Origin of the sequence: Providencia sp. R33, assembly GCF_019343475.1 — a bacterium.
Taxonomy (GTDB): domain Bacteria; phylum Pseudomonadota; class Gammaproteobacteria; order Enterobacterales; family Enterobacteriaceae; genus Providencia.
Genome location: NZ_CP072453.1, coordinates 2,439,317 through 2,459,509 on the forward strand (window position 1 = coordinate 2,439,317; position 20,193 = coordinate 2,459,509).

At 39.4% G+C, this 20,193-nt stretch carries 14 protein-coding genes and 1 pseudogene; 5 read left to right on the plus strand and 10 right to left on the minus strand.

Annotated elements, in window-relative coordinates; translation table 11 throughout:
• The first annotated feature begins 555 nt into the window (after positions 1–555).
• A pseudogene (locus J6836_RS23175) lies at positions 556–2,445 on the plus strand (M66 family metalloprotease).
• A 44-nt stretch (positions 2,446–2,489) separates the two neighbouring features.
• On the opposite strand, the gene J6836_RS11500 reads toward J6836_RS23175, so the two are convergent.
• Both J6836_RS11500 and gndA read right to left on the minus strand, forming a co-directional pair.
• Positions 2,490–3,671, minus strand: coding sequence for a multidrug effflux MFS transporter (locus J6836_RS11500; RefSeq protein WP_219244208.1), 1,182 nt, complete (start codon positions 3,669–3,671; stop codon positions 2,490–2,492).
• A 118-nt stretch (positions 3,672–3,789) separates the two neighbouring features.
• A complete protein-coding gene (gene gndA, locus J6836_RS11505; protein WP_219244209.1) occupies positions 3,790–5,196 on the minus strand; it encodes an NADP-dependent phosphogluconate dehydrogenase in 1,407 nt (468 codons plus the stop codon).
• Between the two features lie 366 nt (positions 5,197–5,562).
• Between gndA and J6836_RS11510 the strand changes: the two genes are divergently transcribed.
• From J6836_RS11510 to J6836_RS11520, 3 genes are all read left to right on the plus strand, one after another.
• Positions 5,563–7,146, plus strand: coding sequence for a TerC family protein (locus J6836_RS11510; protein WP_219244210.1), 1,584 nt, complete (start codon positions 5,563–5,565; stop codon positions 7,144–7,146).
• A gap of 173 nt (positions 7,147–7,319) precedes the next feature.
• A complete protein-coding gene (locus J6836_RS11515) occupies positions 7,320–7,943 on the plus strand; it encodes a hypothetical protein (protein ID WP_219244211.1) in 624 nt (207 codons plus the stop codon).
• 96 nt (positions 7,944–8,039) lie between these two features.
• Positions 8,040–9,074: a hypothetical protein gene (locus tag J6836_RS11520; protein WP_219244212.1), complete on the plus strand. Its 1,035-nt coding sequence runs from the start codon at positions 8,040–8,042 to the stop codon at positions 9,072–9,074.
• 55 nt (positions 9,075–9,129) lie between these two features.
• Here J6836_RS11520 and asmA read toward each other — a convergent pair whose 3' ends face one another.
• From asmA to apbC, 6 genes are all read right to left on the minus strand, one after another.
• Complete coding sequence (gene asmA / locus J6836_RS11525; protein ID WP_219244213.1) at positions 9,130–10,968, minus strand: outer membrane assembly protein AsmA; 1,839 nt, start codon at positions 10,966–10,968, stop codon at positions 9,130–9,132.
• A 131-nt stretch (positions 10,969–11,099) separates the two neighbouring features.
• Positions 11,100–11,681, minus strand: a complete 582-nt coding sequence (gene dcd / locus J6836_RS11530) for a dCTP deaminase (protein ID WP_206085396.1) — start codon at positions 11,679–11,681, stop codon at positions 11,100–11,102.
• A 38-nt stretch (positions 11,682–11,719) separates the two neighbouring features.
• Positions 11,720–12,364 (minus strand): uridine kinase, encoded by a 645-nt coding sequence (gene udk, locus J6836_RS11535; protein WP_219244214.1) that lies wholly within the window; start codon positions 12,362–12,364, stop codon positions 11,720–11,722.
• Between the two features lie 182 nt (positions 12,365–12,546).
• Positions 12,547–13,503 carry a zinc metalloprotease HtpX gene (gene htpX / locus J6836_RS11540; protein WP_219244215.1) on the minus strand — a complete coding sequence of 319 codons (957 nt, stop codon included), beginning with the start codon at positions 13,501–13,503 and terminating at the stop codon, positions 12,547–12,549.
• Between the two features lie 85 nt (positions 13,504–13,588).
• Positions 13,589–14,149, minus strand: a complete 561-nt coding sequence (locus J6836_RS11545) for a LemA family protein (RefSeq protein ID WP_219244216.1) — start codon at positions 14,147–14,149, stop codon at positions 13,589–13,591.
• Between the two features lie 197 nt (positions 14,150–14,346).
• Positions 14,347–15,459: an iron-sulfur cluster carrier protein ApbC gene (gene apbC / locus J6836_RS11550; protein WP_219244217.1), complete on the minus strand. Its 1,113-nt coding sequence runs from the start codon at positions 15,457–15,459 to the stop codon at positions 14,347–14,349.
• A gap of 267 nt (positions 15,460–15,726) precedes the next feature.
• On the opposite strand from apbC, the gene metG reads away from it, so the two are divergent.
• A complete protein-coding gene (gene metG / locus J6836_RS11555; protein ID WP_219244218.1) occupies positions 15,727–17,754 on the plus strand; it encodes a methionine--tRNA ligase in 2,028 nt (675 codons plus the stop codon).
• 88 nt (positions 17,755–17,842) lie between these two features.
• Here metG and J6836_RS11560 read toward each other — a convergent pair whose 3' ends face one another.
• Positions 17,843–19,054, minus strand: coding sequence for an ATP-grasp domain-containing protein (locus J6836_RS11560; RefSeq protein ID WP_219244219.1), 1,212 nt, complete (start codon positions 19,052–19,054; stop codon positions 17,843–17,845).
• A complete protein-coding gene (locus J6836_RS11565) occupies positions 19,032–20,192 on the minus strand; it encodes an MFS transporter (protein WP_219244220.1) in 1,161 nt (386 codons plus the stop codon). Before J6836_RS11565 ends, J6836_RS11560 begins: the two co-directional genes overlap by 23 nt.
• Between the last annotated feature and the right edge of the window lies 1 nt (position 20,193).

Here is a 20,193-nt window from a genome sequence, read left to right on the forward strand (position 1 = left end):
AATAGTACCAATTCAAACATTATTATCAGATATAGTAATAAATATCATACACTAGAACAAAATCATTCTATCCAATTTATTTGTGATAATAACGGGAGGTGGCTGACAAAATCTGAAACCAAAAAGCTAAAAGAGCTGTCTGTGAGTAAAAAAATCCCTAAAATTTTTGATTATGAATTAAATGAAAAAGATAAAATAGAGAACTATAGTACTGAGCTCCCCCTTTTACTAACAAGATACTCAAGTATAAAAATAAATATCCACGATAACTATGACGTCAAAAAATTTAAATTAATAAACAATAAACAATATACATCAAAGATAATACAATTTTCCTCGAAGTCTATGGACGAGAAAAAAATTGATTTTAATAATAAAGAGATAACTTTAAAAAAAGGGGATTTTCTTTATTTTGTCTGTGATAAAAAAGGGGTTTGGAAAAAACTGCCAATCAATACCGAGGCATCAGAACTGAGCTTAGGGAGAAGTTTCGAATATGATGAAGTCATCAATGAAAAAGAAAAACTAGAGCAAATGCAAGAAAACACTCAGTTTATGGAAAACTTACTATTACGAAATCAAAGACAAATCAGAATAGATATTAATGATGAAAACTGGGTTGATTCCATCAAATTACCAAATGGAAATCGTTATTGCTATATCACCTTTAATACGACGGCAAGCAAGAGCACAAAAATTCATTTTGATGGAACCTATTTAGAGCTAAAAAAAGGGGAACTCCTCAATCTCGATTTTGTCACTAAGACTCAGAAATGGAGAAATAACCCATTAATAGTCCCACCTGAACATATGAATAACCTTGAGTATATGGAGAATACTTGGTCAACAACGATTCCCGGTGAATATATTCAGCCTAATATAAAAATTGACTTTATACATAAAAATAAAATGGGCATCTTACCAAAGACCACTATAGGCGCACCAACGACGTTAAGATTACATCTTTTGGATATTGGTATTTTCACTGAGCCGAGAGATAAATTCGATTTTAGGGATACACCCGAGTTTAATCGGCAATATTATCAACAAATTCCAGCCTCAACACTCCTCGTAAACCGCTATGAATCAACGCGGGTCAATCAATTTGTCTTCGGTGATGGAACGATTTTAAAAGAGGTTATTCCTGAAAATGGTGGTTGGCACGAAAGGTCAATTTCAAAAATGACTCGCTGGGCATATGGGGAAGGCATTCATATGGCAACGTCTGGCATTAATAGTTAACCAGATGATAGCCCCACATTTGTCCCAACCCCGCAAATAGTCGTCTATAACTCTGTTGGCCAATATCAAAATGGTAGAGTTATCCATGGGGGGCTGGGTAGTTATACCGGTGGGCTCGCTTCTGTTGAGGATTCGATAGGCAATGAGTTTAGCCATGAATTAGGTCATAACTTTGATATTATTGACTTTTACGGTGGACGTACAGAACTTGGTATCCATCGCCCTGCTCATCATAAAAACTCAACGTGGGGCTGGGACGCGGATAACAATATGTTTATCCCAAATTTTGAACGGTCTGGGATAGCAGACCACGATGCAATGAATGGTGGAAGCCCGAAAGATGAAAAAAATAATGCTTATTCACTCTATACGCCAAATACATTAGCCGCCATCCAACAGCGACTAGAAAAACTTCACGCTTTTAATAATGATTCCTCAACGGGTTATCAAAAATGGAATTCTGAAACAAGCAAAATGGAAGATGCCTATTTAGAATTACCAAGTTTTCTCCAATTTAATGTACCAATTAAAAATGGGGAAGATATCTCTCTATACAAATTATGTAAAGCACTCGAAAAGTACGATGTGCTAAAAATAAAATTAGGTAATGGCTATCATAGTAAAAATATACACTTGCCTGATGCATCGTCTAGAAATGCGGAAGATACCATCATAATAGAAACTTGTGCTGACAGGGATACGACTGTTCATCTTAATGGTGAAACTGAAAAAATTAAAAAAAATGAAAAAATAACCTATATTTCCGATGGTAAGTCATGGGTTAAATCTCATCTCCACGGGTTACACAGAAAACCAATAAAACAAGATGTTCCCGTTATTACCGTACTCGGTTTTTATGATCCCGAAGGGCAAATTTTAGTCACCAATACTGAAAAACAAAAATCAAACCATGTGCAAGATGTTTTATATGGTTCTTCAGGCATGGTTTATGATGACAATAAGAAGCTAGATTCTTGTTCTTCTTATTTGGAATTCGATCTTGAAGATGGAACAACGCGACAATACAAACTTCATGGTACCAATTTCAACACATCTCATATGAACCGTTTTCATGTGAATATTGAGAGAGACCTAAAGCCCGTTAAAGTTAAAATTTTTATTAAAGGTGAGCTAAAAGAATCTAAAGATATTGAAATTAGAGAACTTAAATTACCCACGACCATTAATGGGCTAACCATTTAAACTAATATGAATAAGAGCAGGCTTATCGACCTGCTCTTACATCATTAATGGGGCTCTGCTAACCTCAAACTGGCCTTTCTCGCCACCAAGCCAAAAATACAACCAACTAGCATCACGATTGCTAACGATAATTTTGGTGCGATGGGCAACGCGATAGCCAATAGACCCAAAGCAGCACCGCCAGCCATTTGGACAAACCCCACTAACGCAGATGCCGTACCCGCTTCATTACCAAAAGGTTCCAAAGCGTAGCTAGTTGCCGTTCCCATCATAAAGGCAAGCCCAGTACACGCACAGGCCACAGGTAACATGTAGACAACCCAATGGCTTTGAATAGCTTCTGGCAACACCACAAAGCCTAATATCAACCCTAAACTGCCAATTGCCATCATGGAGCTGCCCACCAACAAACACGCAGGGCGCCCAATTTTATGAATAAAATGATTGGCAATATAACTGGCAAACATGATCCAAAAACCGTTAATTCCAAACACAATGGAAAACGCTAATGGACTCAATTGAGCATCCCCCATCAACACCGTTGGTGCGAGGGAAACATAAGTCAATGCCATCCCCATAGTGCCTGCATTAACGAGTGCAAAAATGATAAATTGGCGATTCCCTAAGACACGGCAATAGGTTTCCACTGGGATCACTTTCACCTTAGGTAAATTTGCAGGGCGTGTCTCGGGTAAAAATACAGCGATTAATACCAATATAATGACGGCATATAACGCAAGGAACCAAAACGGTGCACGCCAGCCCCATGCTTCAGCCAGTAGGCCGCCTAATAACGGGGCGAGTGCAGGGACAATATTCAATGTGCCGTTGAGAAAGCCGAATGCGCGAGCCGCTTCAGTACCGTTCATGCGGTCACGAACACAGCTAAATGCCACCACTGAGGTACAACACACTGCAACCCCTTGTAATAAACGTGAGGCAATGAATAGCGTTGGTGTCGTGGCGGCAATAGCAACACCCGCACCAATAATGTAAAGCACCATGCCAACCATCGCGACTGGCTTACGCCCATATCTGTCTACCATCGGCCCTGAAATTAATTGACCTAAGCCCAGAACTAAAATAAATAGCGCAATAGTTGATTGAATGACCGATTCGCTGCTCCCTAAATCCTTCGCAATATCAGGGATCGTTGGCAGATATAAATCAATGCCCAATGGGCCAAGTAAAACTAATAAAAGCAGCAAAACAAGAAATTTACGCATGAATAAGGCCTAAAAAGACATAACAAAATGAATTTAAACGTATTTTATAGCAATCAAAAAGGCAAAAAAGGCGCTAAACCTAGCGCCTTTCGCATCATAGACAATTATGATGTGGGAATTATTCCATCCACTCCGTGTGGAAAACACCGTCTTTATCCGTACGTTTGTAAGTGTGAGCACCAAAGTAGTCACGTTGCGCTTGGATTAAGTTAGCAGGCAATACCGCTGAACGGTAGCTATCATAATAAGAGATAGCGGCAGAGAATGTTGGTGTTGGAATGCCATTTTGGACACCATAACATACAACATCACGCAATGCCTGTTGGTATTCATCAGCAATTTGTTTGAAATACGGCGCTAACAGCAAGTTGGCAATTTTCGCATCTTGATTGTAAGCATCCGTGATTTTTTGCAGGAATTGCGCACGAATAATACAACCTGCACGGAAGATTTTCGCAATCTCACCGTAGTTAAGATCCCAATTGTACTCATCTGATGCCGCTTTTAGCTGTTGGAAGCCTTGCGCATAAGAAACAATTTTACCTAAGTACAGCGCACGGCGTACTTTCTCAACAAACGCGCTCTTATCCCCTTCAACGGGTTTTAAGACTGGGCCTGTTAAGACTTTAGATGCTGCAACACGTTGGTCTTTTAAGAAAGAAATATAACGTGCGAAAACAGATTCTGTAATTAATGTCAGAGGAATGCCTAAATCCAGCGCGCTCTGGCTTGTCCATTTACCCGTACCTTTGTTTGCCGCTTCATCTAGGATCACGTCAACAAGGTACTTACCATCTTCATCTTTTTTCTTGAAGATGTCGGCAGTGATTTCAATCAGGTAGCTGCTCAATTCACCTTTGTTCCACTCTGCAAAAGTGCCTGCCAGCTCTTCATTGCTCAGGTTTAATGAACCTTTTAACAATGAATAAGCTTCAGCGATTAACTGCATGTCACCGTATTCGATACCATTATGAACCATTTTAACGTAATGACCTGCCCCGTCTGGCCCCATGTAAGCCACGCAAGGTTCGCCTTCCGCTTTCGCTGCGATTTCTTTTAAGATTGGCGCAACCAGTTCATAAGCTTCTTTTTGTCCACCCGGCATAATTGAAGGGCCTTTTAATGCGCCTTCTTCACCACCAGAAACACCTGTGCCGATGAAGTTAAAACCTTGTGCGGATAATTCACGGTTACGACGGATTGTATCCGTAAATAACGTGTTACCACCGTCGATAAGGATATCACCCTTGTCCAGATGAGGAGTCAGCGAGGCAATTGTTTTGTCCGTTGCTTCACCCGCTTTAACCATCAATAAGATGCGGCGTGGTTTTTCCAGAGAGTCAACAAACTCTTCAATTGTATAGTTGGGAACGAGGTTTTTCCCTGGATTTTCGGCAATTACTTCGTCTGTTTTATCTTTAGAACGGTTAAAGATAGACACTGAGTAACCGCGGCTTTCAATATTGAGCGCAAGGTTACGCCCCATGACCGCCATTCCGACAACACCAATCTGCTGCTTTGACATGAACAACTCCTGTCTGATTAGGACCAAGTCAGCCTCAATGTGCTGACATTCTGTTAACGGGATCACATATTAACCTAGGATTGTGCAGCATGGTAGTTATTGATGCAATCGATGACGTACACAACGCCATTTTTGTCAAGAATTGTCCGACTATACTCCAAATAATTCGAGTTGCAGGTAGGCGACAAGCGAAGATAGACGGGGAGCATAGATAAACTATGTGACTCGGCGAGCGTAGCGTAGTCAACACCGCTGCAACTTGAAGGATTTCGAGGATAAAGTGAATTTTTATTGATATTTCTCTCAACAAACCGCATTATTCTCCAGTCGGTATAAGCCGTCATATCAGAAGGTAAAACAAACTGTATGGAATGGATCGCAGATCCTTCGATTTGGGCGGGCCTCGCTACCCTAATCGTTCTAGAAATCGTTCTTGGTATTGATAACCTCGTCTTCATTGCCATTCTGGCAGATAAGCTCCCGCCAAAGCTGCGTGATAGAGCCCGTGTAACTGGACTTTTATTAGCCTTAGTTATGCGTGTTGTGCTTCTATTCAGCTTGTCGTGGCTCATTACCCTCACCAAACCGATAATCACGCTATTCGAGCACCCATTTAGTGCCCGAGACTTGATTATGCTAATCGGGGGGCTGTTCCTCTTGTTTAAAGCAACGATGGAACTAAACGAACGGCTAGAAGGTAAAGACGAACACACTAATACCCAAAGAAAGACATCGAATTTCTGGGCTGTTGTTGCACAAATTATTGTTCTTGATGCCGTATTCTCTCTGGACTCTGTGATCACTGCGGTAGGTATGGTTGACCATATTGGCGTTATGATCGCGGCAGTGACCATTGCAATGGCATTAATGATTTGGGCAAGTAAACCGTTAACTAGCTTTGTTAACCAACACCCAACCATTGTCATACTGTGTTTAAGCTTCTTGTTGATGATTGGTTTCAGCCTTGTGGCAGAAGGTTTTGGCTACGCTATTCCGAAAGGCTACCTGTACGCGGCAATTGGCTTCTCAATCATGATTGAGGTGCTAAACCAATTTGCACAATTTAACCGTCGTAAGTTCCTGACTGGTTCGCGCCCACTGCGTGAACGTACAGCTGAAGCGGTATTGCGCATTTTAAGCGGTAATAACGAAAGAGGTGAATTAGACCCACGGACTTCTGACCTTATCGCTGACAACAAATCTGTCTTCGACCCGCAAGAGCGCCTAATGATTGCTCGTGTGTTAGGGATGGCGCAGCGTAACGTTGAAAGTATCATGACCTCACGCCACGATGTGGACTATCTTGATATCAATAAATCCTCTAGCGATTTATTGCAATTGATGGAGAAAAACCCGCACTCACGCCTTGTGGTGATTGATGAGACCATTAGCGATGAACCTGTTGGTGTTGTGCATGTGATGGATTTAGTGAAGCAGCAACTAAATGGTAAACCACTGGATTTACGTGCGTTAATCACTCAACCGCTGATCTTCCCTGAAGGCTTATCACTGCTCAAAGCATTGGAACAGTTCCGTAAAGCGCACACTCACTTTGCATTTGTGGTCGATGAGTTTGGTTCTATTGAAGGTATTGTGACATTGACCGACGTGATGGAAACCATCGCCGGTAACTTACCCGTTGGCGATGAAGAGAATGATTCACGTCATGATATTCAAAAACTTGATGACGGTACGTGGATTGCCAATGGCTTTATGCCACTGGAAGACTTAATCATGTTTGTACCGATGGAATTAGATGACAAACGTGAATACGAAACCATCGCAGGTCTCTTAATGGAACATTTACAACGTGTTCCAGAAGTCGGCGAGCAAGTCACCATTAATGGCTGCATCTTCCAGCCACTTGAAGTGAATAGCCACCGCGTCAATAAAGTCTTAATCACTCCCCCTGCTCGTGAAGGGGAGGGTTATGAATATGAAGATGATTAACCTTAACTAAATTCCGAAATACCGGCCAATAGGTCGGTATTTTTTTGCCTATAACCTTACGAGATATTTATTAGGTTTATACCAAACTCCGTTCAATCGCGTTTTTTGCAAGATAACCCATTTTCTTTGTGAATAATTATCATCATTAAATAATATTCATAAGGAATTTAATCATGCCATCAATTTCAAAATCCCCTTCTGCCACAGCAATATCGTCTCAACCCATAAACATACCTATCACGAAAAAAACAATCGCTAACCAAACAAAGCAGATCAGTAATCAGCACGCTGGCTTAACTAAATCAATTTTAAAATCAACTGGTCATAAAACACAAAATTCGCTGGAAAATAAAGACGTTAAATTTTCCGTGGTGAGTAAGATCAAATTTTTTGATCAGAATGAAAGCTCGCTTTTTTTACCACCAACAAAGCCAAGCCAAAAGGTATCCTTCGCTAAAACAAAGCAAAAAACCGTTAAAATGGAGGATATTAAACAATTAAAAGAAAGTGTTATCGCAAAATTGGACGACATTAACCAGAGAACTTCTGTCATAGAAGCAGATCAAAATTCTGCACAGTTAACGCAAATTACACAATTAAAAGTAGAGTTAAATTCTATTACTACGAGCCTAAATACCTATCAAGCTTTATTAAACAGCTCGAGCTATCACCACCATAAAAATAAGCAAGCAACATTAACATTGCTAAAAAGCAAAGTGCTTATCACTAACCACCAACTGGGTTTTATTGAGTTCCAAGTCAAACGACCGCAGCCCATTCAAACAAAAAACCAATAGCACACATAATCAACATCGTTTTTTAAAAGCAATAATTATTTGGCTATTGAATAATTAAGTCAGTTTCATAACCAAAATTTTAATGAGAGAACAATTATGCCAATCAAAATAGCACAAAATACCATTACTATTCCTCGCTCAAGCATTTGCGAAGCAAATCAAAAAACAAGCGGAACCTTAGGAAACTCAGCAAAAAGCGTCAAGAATTCATCCACGCCATTGCCTACTAAATCTATTTTAAAATCAACAAATAGCCATCAAAATAGTGCAACCAAGAAACGTGTTTCATTTAACTTACCGGCACAAGAAAGTACGATTAAAAGCGCAAGCATTTGCGAAGCAAATCAAAAAACAAGCGGAACCTTAGGAAAATCAGCAAAAAGCGTCAAGAATTCCTCCACGCCATTACCTACTAAATCTATTTTAAAATCAACAAATAGCCATCAAAATAGTGCAACCAAGAAACGTGTTTCATTTAACTTACCGGCACAAGAAAGTACGATTAAAAGCGCAAGCATTTGCGAAGCAAATCAAAAAACAAGCGGAACCTTAGGAAATTCAGCAAAAAGCGTCAATAATTCATCCACGCCATTGCCTACTAAATCTATTTTAAAATCAACAAATAGCCATCAAAATAGTGCAACCAAGAAACGTGTTTCATTTAACTTACCCGCACAAGAAACTACGACTAAAAGTGCTAATACAGAGGTAAAAACAAATGAATCTGCCGCAACAGCAGATCCACGTAAAGTAACAATGAAAGATTTAAATGTATTATCTAGTGAAATTTCAAAGATCAAAAATAGTATCCGTGAATTAATGGTGGGGAAAGACAGCTGGCAATCAGCCCAAAAACTGAATGATGTTTCACTTAACCTACTCAATATAAAAAATAAAATTCAGGATTTTAATCCTAGAATTAAAAGTAATCTCACTAAGGGACAATCAACAAAGCTCAAAAAACTTGAGGCGTTCGAAAAAAGAATAGAGAAACGACAGAATGAATTAGCCCCAATGAAAAAGAAAAATGACTATCAAAAAAACCGTTCAGATGACTATGCAAAGTCGCGCGAAACACAGGTAAAGTTAAACGAGAAAGCTAAAATGGCTAAGCAAACTGAGAATCTTTAATCCAGGCAAGATTAACCGCAAACATCCAATAACATGTTTACGGTTAGTCTCATACCTACAACGCATTCAATAAGTCATTCAGCCCTTTATTTTCTTCTTTTTTCAAGAAATTACCAATGGCTTCTTTAGCTTGGGTGCGTAACTCATTACGCAGCAATTTCTCCACATCAAGCTGATATTGCAAACTATGCCAATTACCATAAATACGCAGTGGAATATTCATGCCTTGTAATTGCTGTACTAGGCGTGAATCCCCCGCCCAGCCACCAAAAATATTGACACCTAAATTCACATCAATACTTTCATTTGGAATATTTACACGGCCTTGGCCGTTAATATTCACCAAAGCGGATTTCGCATTCATTGATGAAATATTCATATTGCCTTTATTCAAGTAGCCTTTAACTGTGAATAATTCAACTTCTGTATAATTCCCTGTATTCACGGGTGCGTTAATTTTATTCGTCACACGGGAAATAGACTGCTGAATTAACTGCGGAATATTCAACCCATGTAATTTCGCATTTCTAAGCTCGAAATTAACAGGCCCTTGCCATTGGTTTTTCACCGCATAATCATCATAACCAACACCCGATAACGCCGCATTGAGGGAGATAATGCCGCTGAGTTTTTGTGGCATATTAAAGGCTTTTAATAACGGTGTTAAATCGATATTTTTAAAGTCGGGTTTTGCCGAAACCGTCGCTGGCACCGCGCTATAATTTAACGTAACAGGTAATGAGAACTCCCCACCAAACGCTTTACCTTGTAATTTAGAAACCGTTAAACGCGGAGTTTGATTTTGGGCACTAATCACCACATCATTTACCGACATTCCTCGGTAAATTAAATTGCCTACAGATAAATCAAAACTCCCTGCAAATAATTTTAACCCTGACAAATCATATCGTTGCGTATTCGCCCCTGAAATAACAGGCTTGACCCCCACACGATTATTATTTGTCTCCGCCTCAGACGTTGTCGCAGTTGGTACTGTCCCTATCAAATTATCCAAATCTAATTTTTCAGATATTAATTCAACCGCCAGCTGCGGGATCTCACTCAGTTTTACGCTAACATTCCCTGTTAATAGGCTTTCATTGGCTTTAATCGATAGATTAGTTAAATTCGCATTAGGCTCCTGCCCTTTGTTATATAAAAAATCTGTGGTGATTTGCCCAGATATTCCGTTTTCAGGTAAATCCACACCACTAAGCGAATAATCAAACTGGGTTAATTGACCGCTAATTTTTTGGTTGATTGCCGATAAATCGATATCCGCACGAGTATCAAACACAAACTCTTGCTGGTTTTTATTTAAGTTACCACTGAATTTTACCGCGACTTGCTTGTCATTATTTTTTTTCAGTGACAGGTTAATATTGCGCAGGTTAAATTCATCTTTTGACGTTTGCCAAATTACTAAACTGTTAGAGATATCAATTTTTTCGATATCTAATAACCAATTGCTCTTATCAACAGAAGCAGTTTGAGAGGTAGGGCCCCCAGGTGCAATAGGGTCACTACTGTGCGCTTGAGGTTCACTTTCTGGTGTTTTACGGATAACAGCACCATCAATCACAATTTGTTCGACTGACAAACGGTGGGAAATCAAAGGCCACAGTTCAACATCTAAACGCATATTTTCAGCGCTTAAGACAGGTTTGGATGCATTTGGTGCGGTCAGAGAGACGGGGCCTGTGATAATGCTCAACGTCGGCCAAACGTGCCAACGCATATCCCCATTAAATTCAAGTTGATAGCCACTTTTCTTCTCGACTTGCTCGACAATATAATGACGAAAATCATTCGGATTTACCAACATCACTAATGTGGTTAAACCCGCAACAATGACGACAAGTAAGATAATCAGTGTCGTTAAAAAACGTTTCATGCTTCCCTCTCTTAAACTCTGCCTGCGACCATCACCAACGTGAACTCACACCATTACTTTCCCTGAAAATGGGCGAAAATTACGCCATTAAAATCCATTAATGACACAATTTCCGCGAAGTTTAGCTAATATCAGTCTTCACTGATACGGCTACCAACAGCCCCTTGTTGGTTTTTATATTTTGCATCTTGGCGGCTATTATAAGGGCGGTCTGCGCTGCCCGATAATGGCTCAAAACTTAACGCCCCAATGACCATACCAGGGCGTAATGCTAATGGTAACTTACCTGAATTATAAAATTCTAGCACGATTTGCCCTTTCCAACCGGGGTCAATGCGATGCGCGGTAACGTGTACCATCAAGCCTAATCGAGCTAGTGATGAGCGACCATCAAGCCAACCCACAAGGTTATCAGGGAGCGTAACAGACTCAAGCGTCACTGCAAGTGCTAATTCCCCTGGATGTAAGAAAAATGGCTCGTCTTCGCTAAGCACTATTTCATCACTCATTACACGATCCAAGGCAGCATTCACTTCATCTTTTGGGCCACTAAGATCGATAAATGCCGCGGTATGTCCTCGAAAAACACGAAACTGATTTCCTAAACGGACATCTGCGGTCGCACCATTGATCCGTTCAACAGGTGGGCGCGGGCTAATCACTAATTTACCATCATCCATCCATTGAATAATATCGCGGTCACAAAGACGCATGGCTGTATCCCCCTTCATAATGTTAGTTTCTGCCTTGATTAATCTTGGCAGAATTCCCCGATCTTCGCTTTTAAGATATCAATTGCCACACGGTTTTTCCCACCACGAGGGACAATAATATCGGCATACTGTTTCGATGGCTCAATAAACTGTAAGAACATTGGGCGAACCGTTTTATTGTATTGGTCAATCACGGAATCTAATGTTCTGCCCCGTTCATTTACATCACGTTTAATGCGGCGCATCAAGCAAATATCGAGTGGTGTATCAACAAAAATCGAAAAATCCATCTCACCACGTAGGCGTTTATCGGTTAACAATAAAATGCCTTCAATAATAATGACTTTTTTAGGTTTAAATGTAATGGTTTTTTCTTTGCGAGTGTGAGCGACATAGTCGTATTGCGGAATTTCTACTGCTTGACCACTTTTTAGTGATCTGAGGTGTTCAAAAAGCAAACTGTGATCCATTGAGTTAGGATGATCATAGTTCACTTTAAGCCGTTCTTCCATTGGTACGTCTGCTTGATCTTTATAATAACAGTCCTCTGGAATAACACCGATATTATGATCACCGACCTTTTCTCGTAATTCACGATATAGAGTGCTTGCAATTAAGCTTTTGCCAGATGCAGAGGCTCCCGATATACCTACAATGGTACAGTGATGCGCTATGTCAGTCATAAAATGATAACCTGGTTAAATATTTTAGAAATGAAAATACATAACATCAAAATGTTACGTTGGCGGAATTATAGGGGGTAATGGCGTGTTGTTCCAGCGTCCCTCAACAAAGTTCGCTAAAAAAAAACGCCAATATTCGATGAAAAGCGGTGAATTTCTAATTAGCCCTTTAATCTATAGGGCTAAAATGGCTTTTTACCTTCTAATGCAGCAATGCGATTTTCAATAGAGGGGTGTGTTGAAAACACAGAATCTCCTTTATTAAAAATATAGGCCGCTTTACGGTAAGCCTGCCCTGTACTGCTCTCATCATATTCATGCGTTTCGTGTTGCCCAGATATCTTTTTTAGTGCGCTGATCATCGCTTGGTTATCAGAAGTGAGATCAACCGCCGCCGCATCCGCCATGTATTCACGAGTACGGGATAAATAAAAATACAGAATTTGCGTGATCCACGGCAACACAAAGTTCAAAACCATTAAAATCATTTGGGCTTTATTAGCCGCATTATTACGGCTTCGCCCTGCTGTACGAATAAAAATCTGACTAAATACGTTGGTTACCGTCAAAATCACGTTCGCTAAGATACCCACATACAGGGTCAGCTTCGAATCACCATGTATAATATGGCCAACTTCGTGAGCAAGAACAGCTTGTACTTCTTGGCGGTTCAGCGTTTGAAGCAGACCGCGCGTCACCCCAACCAATGCATTACGGCCATTCCAGCCCGCAGCAAATGCATTTGGTTCATCACTTTCTAAAATATATAAACGCGGAATATAGCCCAAACTTGCACTTAAACTAAGCTCTTCAATAATATTAAACAGCTGTTTTTCTTCTGAACTGGTGGCATTTTCTGGATTGATTTCTTTCGCATTCATCCCTGCCAACATCATTTTATGGCCCCGAAAATGAATATAAATCAATCCAAGGAATGTCAAACCTAAAACAATAAATGTCGCAACTGGCATTTCTTTTAACGTCACAAATTCCATTGCATTATCAAACAAATCTAACTGTTCATTTGGATGCGTGGCAATATCCGCTAATAACCCAATGATAAGCATAATAAAAATATAGCTCATCACCACAAAACGAGTTCGAATATTGTTTTTACGTATGACGTTACGGAAATCCATAAAAATACCCTGCTTTCTATCACAGATAATTATCGGAACGCCCTAAGTTGTTCCGATAATTTTCCAAATGGCAATTAATCGATAATTAGTCGAAATTAATACGACGTGACTCTTCAGACTTAATCGTCTCTTCATCAAGACGCCAGTATTCTTTCGATATTTTTAAGCTAGGAATAATGCCAACAATAAGCGCGGCAGGCATCGATGCAATATAAGCATTGTAGGTTTCTAATGTACGGTTATAGCCGCGTTTCGCAAAAGAAAGCTTATTTTCTGAAGATACGATTTCTTCTTGCAGATTTGCCATGATTGCGTCAGATTTCAGTTCTGGATAAGCTTCAACTGCGACGTTAATCGCCCCGCTGCTCACCATTTTAGATAACTCATCTTCCGCTTCACGTGCTTTATCGCCCGTTGCATTTTGAGCCTGAGTACGCAGTTCAGTAATTTTACTGAATACTTCCGTTTCATGGCTTAAATATTTTTTTACCGTCGCAAGTAAACTATCAAACACTTTTCCGCGTCTGTCTAATTGAACTGAAATTTCAGTTTCGCTGGAAACTACGGCTTCACGTAATGCCACGATACGGTTATAAAAATAAATAACGATCAGCACCACTACGACAATAAAAATTAAAAATTTCATAATCACCTTTTAGGGCTTACCCATAGGAAAAGAATTCATCAACAACAATATTGTTTTATTCTACGCTATCCTTTCTCAATATAGAAACAATCCACGGATAAATCAGAAAAAGGGAAATTGAGAGTGCAGAGATCACTATGCATAAAAAAGGCTATTTAATGTTAAACACTAAATAGCCCCTATTGAATTACGCTAAATTACACCGCACGGAATGAAATTTCCGTTGGGATTTTATCCCCTTCCCAATACATTAATGCAGAAATACCCGATGCGATTTCACGGTAAATATCCGCAAATTCACCTTCAGGGTCGCGCATAACGGTCGGCTGACCGCGGTCGAGGTCTTCACGCAGAGAAATGTGCAGCGGAACTTGGCCTAACAGTTTCGTGTTGTATTTCTCAGCCAGTTTTTCTGCACCACCAGTACCGAAAATTGGCTCAACATGGCCACAATTACTGCAAATGTGCGCGCTCATATTTTCGATAACACCTAACACTGGCACATTCACTTTCTTAAACATCACAATACCTTTCATGGCATCAACCAGGGCGATATCTTGTGGTGTTGTCACCACAACCGCACCTGTTACAGGGATGTTTTGTGACAGTGTTAATTGGATATCACCCGTTCCCGGTGGCATATCGATAACTAAATAGTCTAAATCTGGCCATAAGGTATCTTGCAGCATTTGCATTAATGCCTTACTTGCCATCGGGCCACGCCAGACCATCGCGTTATCGTCAGTGACTAAATAACCGATTGAGTTAGTCGCTAAACCATATGCCATAATTGGCGCCATGTGCTGGCCATCAGGAGACGTTGGGCGCTCTAATGTTGTGCCTAGCATATTTGGAATCGACGGGCCATAAATGTCCGCATCAAGGATACCGACTTTCGCCCCTTCTTGCGCCAGTGCTAACGCGAGGTTGACGGAAGTGCTGGATTTCCCCACGCCGCCTTTACCTGAACTCACCGCCAGAATATTGCGCACACCCTTGATGCCTGGTAAATCGTTCGCGCGTTTTAGCGTTGTCACATCGTGGCGTAATTTCCATTCAACTGCGTGAGCGCCAGTGAGTTGTTTTAGCTCTGCCGTTTTTTCGCTAATCAGCGTTTGGAAAGGACCTTTCCAAACAAATGGCATGACTAATTCGACGTGCAGCACATTGTCTAACATCGCACAATGGTGTAACGCTTTGATAGAAATCAGATTACGTTGCAGCGTTGGGTGTGTAAATGAAGCCAAAACTTTGGAGACTTGTTCAGTCAGCAGTTCTGGTTTGTTCTGCTCGGGGGATTTATCGTTCATCCCGGCTCCTTTATTTATATTTTTGAACTATAGATATCCTATATAACTCGATAAACTACCTGAGATTAGACGGATATACTTTGACTGAGGTTAATCATAACAGAGAACACGAAAAATAGTGATTGCCAAGCGCAGGAAAAGCCACGAAGAGGCAAAAATTTCTTTTTCCAACAAATTTCCAATTAATCTTTTATACCCCTAGCAGCGATGGTTTTGATCGGTTAACATCAAAGACCCTTTTCAAATAATGGAAGTAAGAAAGTTACTATGTCTCAAGTCGCGAATAAATTACTGGTAACCTGTGCGTTACCCTATGCTAACGGTTCAATCCATCTTGGTCATATCCTGGAACACATTCAGGCTGATATTTGGGTCCGTTATCAGCGAATGCGCGGCAAAGAGGTTCATTTTATCTGTGCCGACGACGCGCACGGAACGCCAATTATGCTTAAAGCACAACAGCTGGGTGTCACACCTGAAGCTATGATTGCAGAAGTGAGCCAAGAACATCAGAACGATTTTGCGGGTTTTTCCATTAGCTATGATAATTATCACTCCACACACAGTGAAGAAAATAAAGAGTTATCAGAACTGATTTATGGAAAACTGAAAAATAACGGTTTTATTAAAAATCGCACTATTTCTCAGCTTTTCGACCCAGAAAAAGGCATGTTCTTACCAGACCGCTTCGTTAAAGGCACTTGCCCGAAATGTAAAGCAGAAGACCAATACGGTGATAACTGTGAGGTGTGTAGCGCAACCTACAGCCCAACAGAATTAATCAACCCACGTTCGGTCATCTCTGGTGCAACGCCTGTAATGCGTGATTCAGAGCACTTTTTCTTTGATTTACCTGCATTTAGCGACATGCTACAAGCATGGACTCGCTCAGGCGCACTGCAAGAGCAAGTGGCGAATAAAATGCAAGAATGGTTCGAATCTGGCCTGCAACAGTGGGATATTACCCGTGATGCACCGTATTTCGGCTTTGAAATCCCAGATGCACCGGGCAAATATTTCTACGTCTGGTTGGATGCACCAATTGGTTACATGGGTTCATTTAAAAACCTGTGTGATAAACGCGGTGACCTGAATTTCGATGAGTTTTGGAATAAAGATTCGAAAACGGACCTTTACCACTTTATCGGTAAAGATATCGTTTATTTCCACAGCCTGTTCTGGCCTGCGATGTTAGAAGGCAGCCAATTCCGTAAACCAACTAACCTATTTGTCCATGGTTATGTCACGGTTAACGGAGCAAAAATGTCTAAATCCCGTGGTACATTTATCACTGCACGCTCGTATTTAGACCATTTAGATGCAGACTGCTTACGTTATTACTACGCAGCAAAACTGTCTTCACGTATCGATGATATCGATTTAAACCTTGAAGACTTCGTTCAGCGCGTCAATAGCGATATCGTGAACAAAGTGGTTAACTTAGCTTCTCGTAACGCAGGCTTTATTGCTAAACGCTTTGATGGCAAGTTATCTACAAACTTAGCAGAGCCTGAGCTATATCAGCAATTTGTTGATGCGGCAAAAGTCATCGGTGAAGATTTTAGCAATCGTGAATACAATAAAGCGATCCGCGAAATTATGGCATTAGCTGATATCGCTAATCGTTATGTTGATGAAAAAGCCCCTTGGGTGGTTGCTAAACAAGAAGGCAAAGACCAAGAGCTGCAAGATATCTGCTCAATGGGTATTAACCTGTTCCGCATCCTGATGACTTACCTGAAGCCAGTTTTACCGGGTCTGACCAAACGTACAGAAGCGTTCTTAAATACTGAACTGTCTTGGGATGCGATTAGCACACCATTACTTGACCACAATGTTGCACCTTTCAAAGCTCTGTTTAACCGCATTGAAATGACAAAAGTGGATTTAATGGTTGAGGCATCAAAAGAAAGTATCAAGCCAATCCAGCAAGTAACTGGCCCGCTGGCTGATGACCCAATCCAAGATACAATCACCTTTGATGATTTTGCAAAAATCGATCTGCGAATTGCGCTAATCAAACACGCTGATTTTGTTGAGGGTTCGGACAAGCTACTGAAATTACAGTTAGATATCGGTGGCGAGACGCGCCAAGTGTTCTCAGGTATCCGTTCTGCCTATCCAGATCCAAAAGCGTTGGAAGGCCGTTTAACGGTGATGGTCGCTAACCTTGCACCTCGTAAAATGCGCTTTGGTATTTCCGAAGGTATGGTCATGGCAGCAGGCCCTGGTGGTAAAGATATTTATCTGCTCAGCCCTGATAGCGGCGCACAACCGGGCATGCAAGTTAAGTAACACCTATATTCGCATCTATTAATTAAACGCTATAACAACCCTAATACTTATATACTAAGTCATTAGGGTTGTTTTCTATCCTCAAATGTTACTCAATATACTCAATTTTTATTTGCTGTAAGTTGCTCTCCACCGAAGTAATAACCTCTTCCGCGCAAGTTCCATAAACTACGATGTAACCAAGACGGCTATAACTATCTTTAAGGGCTTTAGCATCAATAGGAGTCGAAACAAATTTGTATAGTAATGATGGTGATAACACCAGCGCTGTAGAAATCGTTTTAATCGTTCCTAATTTTGTAGGTGTTATAAAACGGATTGAGGCAAATCGATTTTCAACAACAGATTGCGGTATATATGACATCTCCTTCACATGCAGCGATAAATAACATTCAACTAAACTAAAACCTGTTACGTTCTCACAAAGGTTATCAATCATCCCTCCCGCAACTCTTGGGTTTATTTCAATTAACCTGATTTTATTATTATCGATTTTAAACTCAACATGGGCAACAGTATGTGATAATCCAAGTCGGTTTAACCAGCCAACAATTGTCTTCTCTATTTCATTTTTTAATTCCAATTCACAAGGGAAATTATGTCCTATTTCTACAGCATATTTCCCTTGCGTAGTGATTTTTTCAGTTATGCCTAAAACTTCCCATTGGTTTAATACAATATCCCAATACACTTCAGCACTGTATTCACGACCTTGAATAAACTCTTCAATTAAATAATATGATGATAATTTATAACCTCGATTATTAATTCGAAAATCTATTAGTTCTGTAACGGCAATATTAGCCTCTTCAATACTAGAACAAATCGTCACCTTACTACTACCACTATCATCACAAGGTTTGATAACTAAGGGAAATGCAAACTCTGAAAAATCTATATTGTCTTCAATCTGACAGACTTTAAATTTAACGTTTTCTTCGTTATTAGAAAGTATTTCTCGCGATATATTTTTATATCGACACGAAACCAAAGCTTTAATACTTGGGGATGGCAAACCTAGGGCATGAGATACCGCTGCCGCCGTCACTAAACGATAGTCATCAAATGCCACGACTCCGACTGTGTTATACTGCATTGCTTTATGTAAAATAGAAACCATGCAGTTTGTATTTAACTCAATAATATCATCGACATACAATGTCGGATTATCTGGTATCTGTCGATAAAATGCATATTCCTTAGTGAATAATACCGTATGATAACCTAAACGCTTGGCAATTTTTAACGCACTAACTCCTGTGCCTGATATATTACACTCAACAAAAACTATCGTTTTCATATTTATTCCTTTTAATTAAAAAATGCTCAAACCCGAATAAAAATATAAGTAATATTATAATAAAAAAAGGCAATACATAATTTAATTGATATAGCTCTGATATAAGACCAAAATAAGCACCACATGATTCTGCAATACCCCAGAAAAAAACGCATAAAGATAATGACATTTTTTTATTTTCAAATGGGCATTTAATAATAGAAAGGCTATTATTATACGGGCTCCAAACTAACTCGCATAAAGAAAATAAGCCAATTAATAGATATAAATTTATCGATGAATTAAAATCCAAAAAAAATAGAACGCTTACTGTTAACAACAAACTTATTTTATAAACTATGTTTTGAGTCAACAGATTTTTCTTGGCTAAAAAATTTGTCATTTTCATTTGTAGAGTAATAATAACCCCTGCATTTAAAGCGAAAAGTAATGAAACTGAAATATACTCCATTTCCATCTTAGAATATAACTCATAGTGATATGCAAGATTCCTTAGTATCACACCTATCATGAAAAAAGAAACAGCACTATACAAAACAAAAACACACCACTCACTAAAGCTTGTAGATACTCTTATTTTATCATTATTACTTTTATTATATTTTTCATTATTTTTTACTCCCACTAAATATATAGCTGAAAGAAACATAATTAATGCAGGGAATAAAATAACACCAGAATATAATTTATTGTAAAAAAACTCGCCTAAAACACCACCTAATGCTGAAGATATATTAACGATAACATTTAAAATAGAAAAATTTTTCATCCTATTTGAATGCAAAGAATTTTCAGCCAAATACAAACTAGTACATATATTTGCAATTGAAAACCCTGCACCTATAATTGCAGAAAAAATAATAAATGAGCTGAAATTACTTAAAAGGTAGGTCATAGCTATCGCTAATGATGTTAGTAAATATCTCATAATGAATGTTATCTTATAGCCTAGAGAAAAAATAATATAGTGTGAAAGCAAAGAAAAACCTCTACTTACAAATAAGAATACAAATAATACAATTGCAATATCTTCTTTTATAAGTTCTTTATAGTTCAATAAATAAAGAGAGTAGAAAGGTAAAAAACTATAAAACGAAACACCAGATAAAAACCTTGGCGCTAATATTTTATTTTTCATA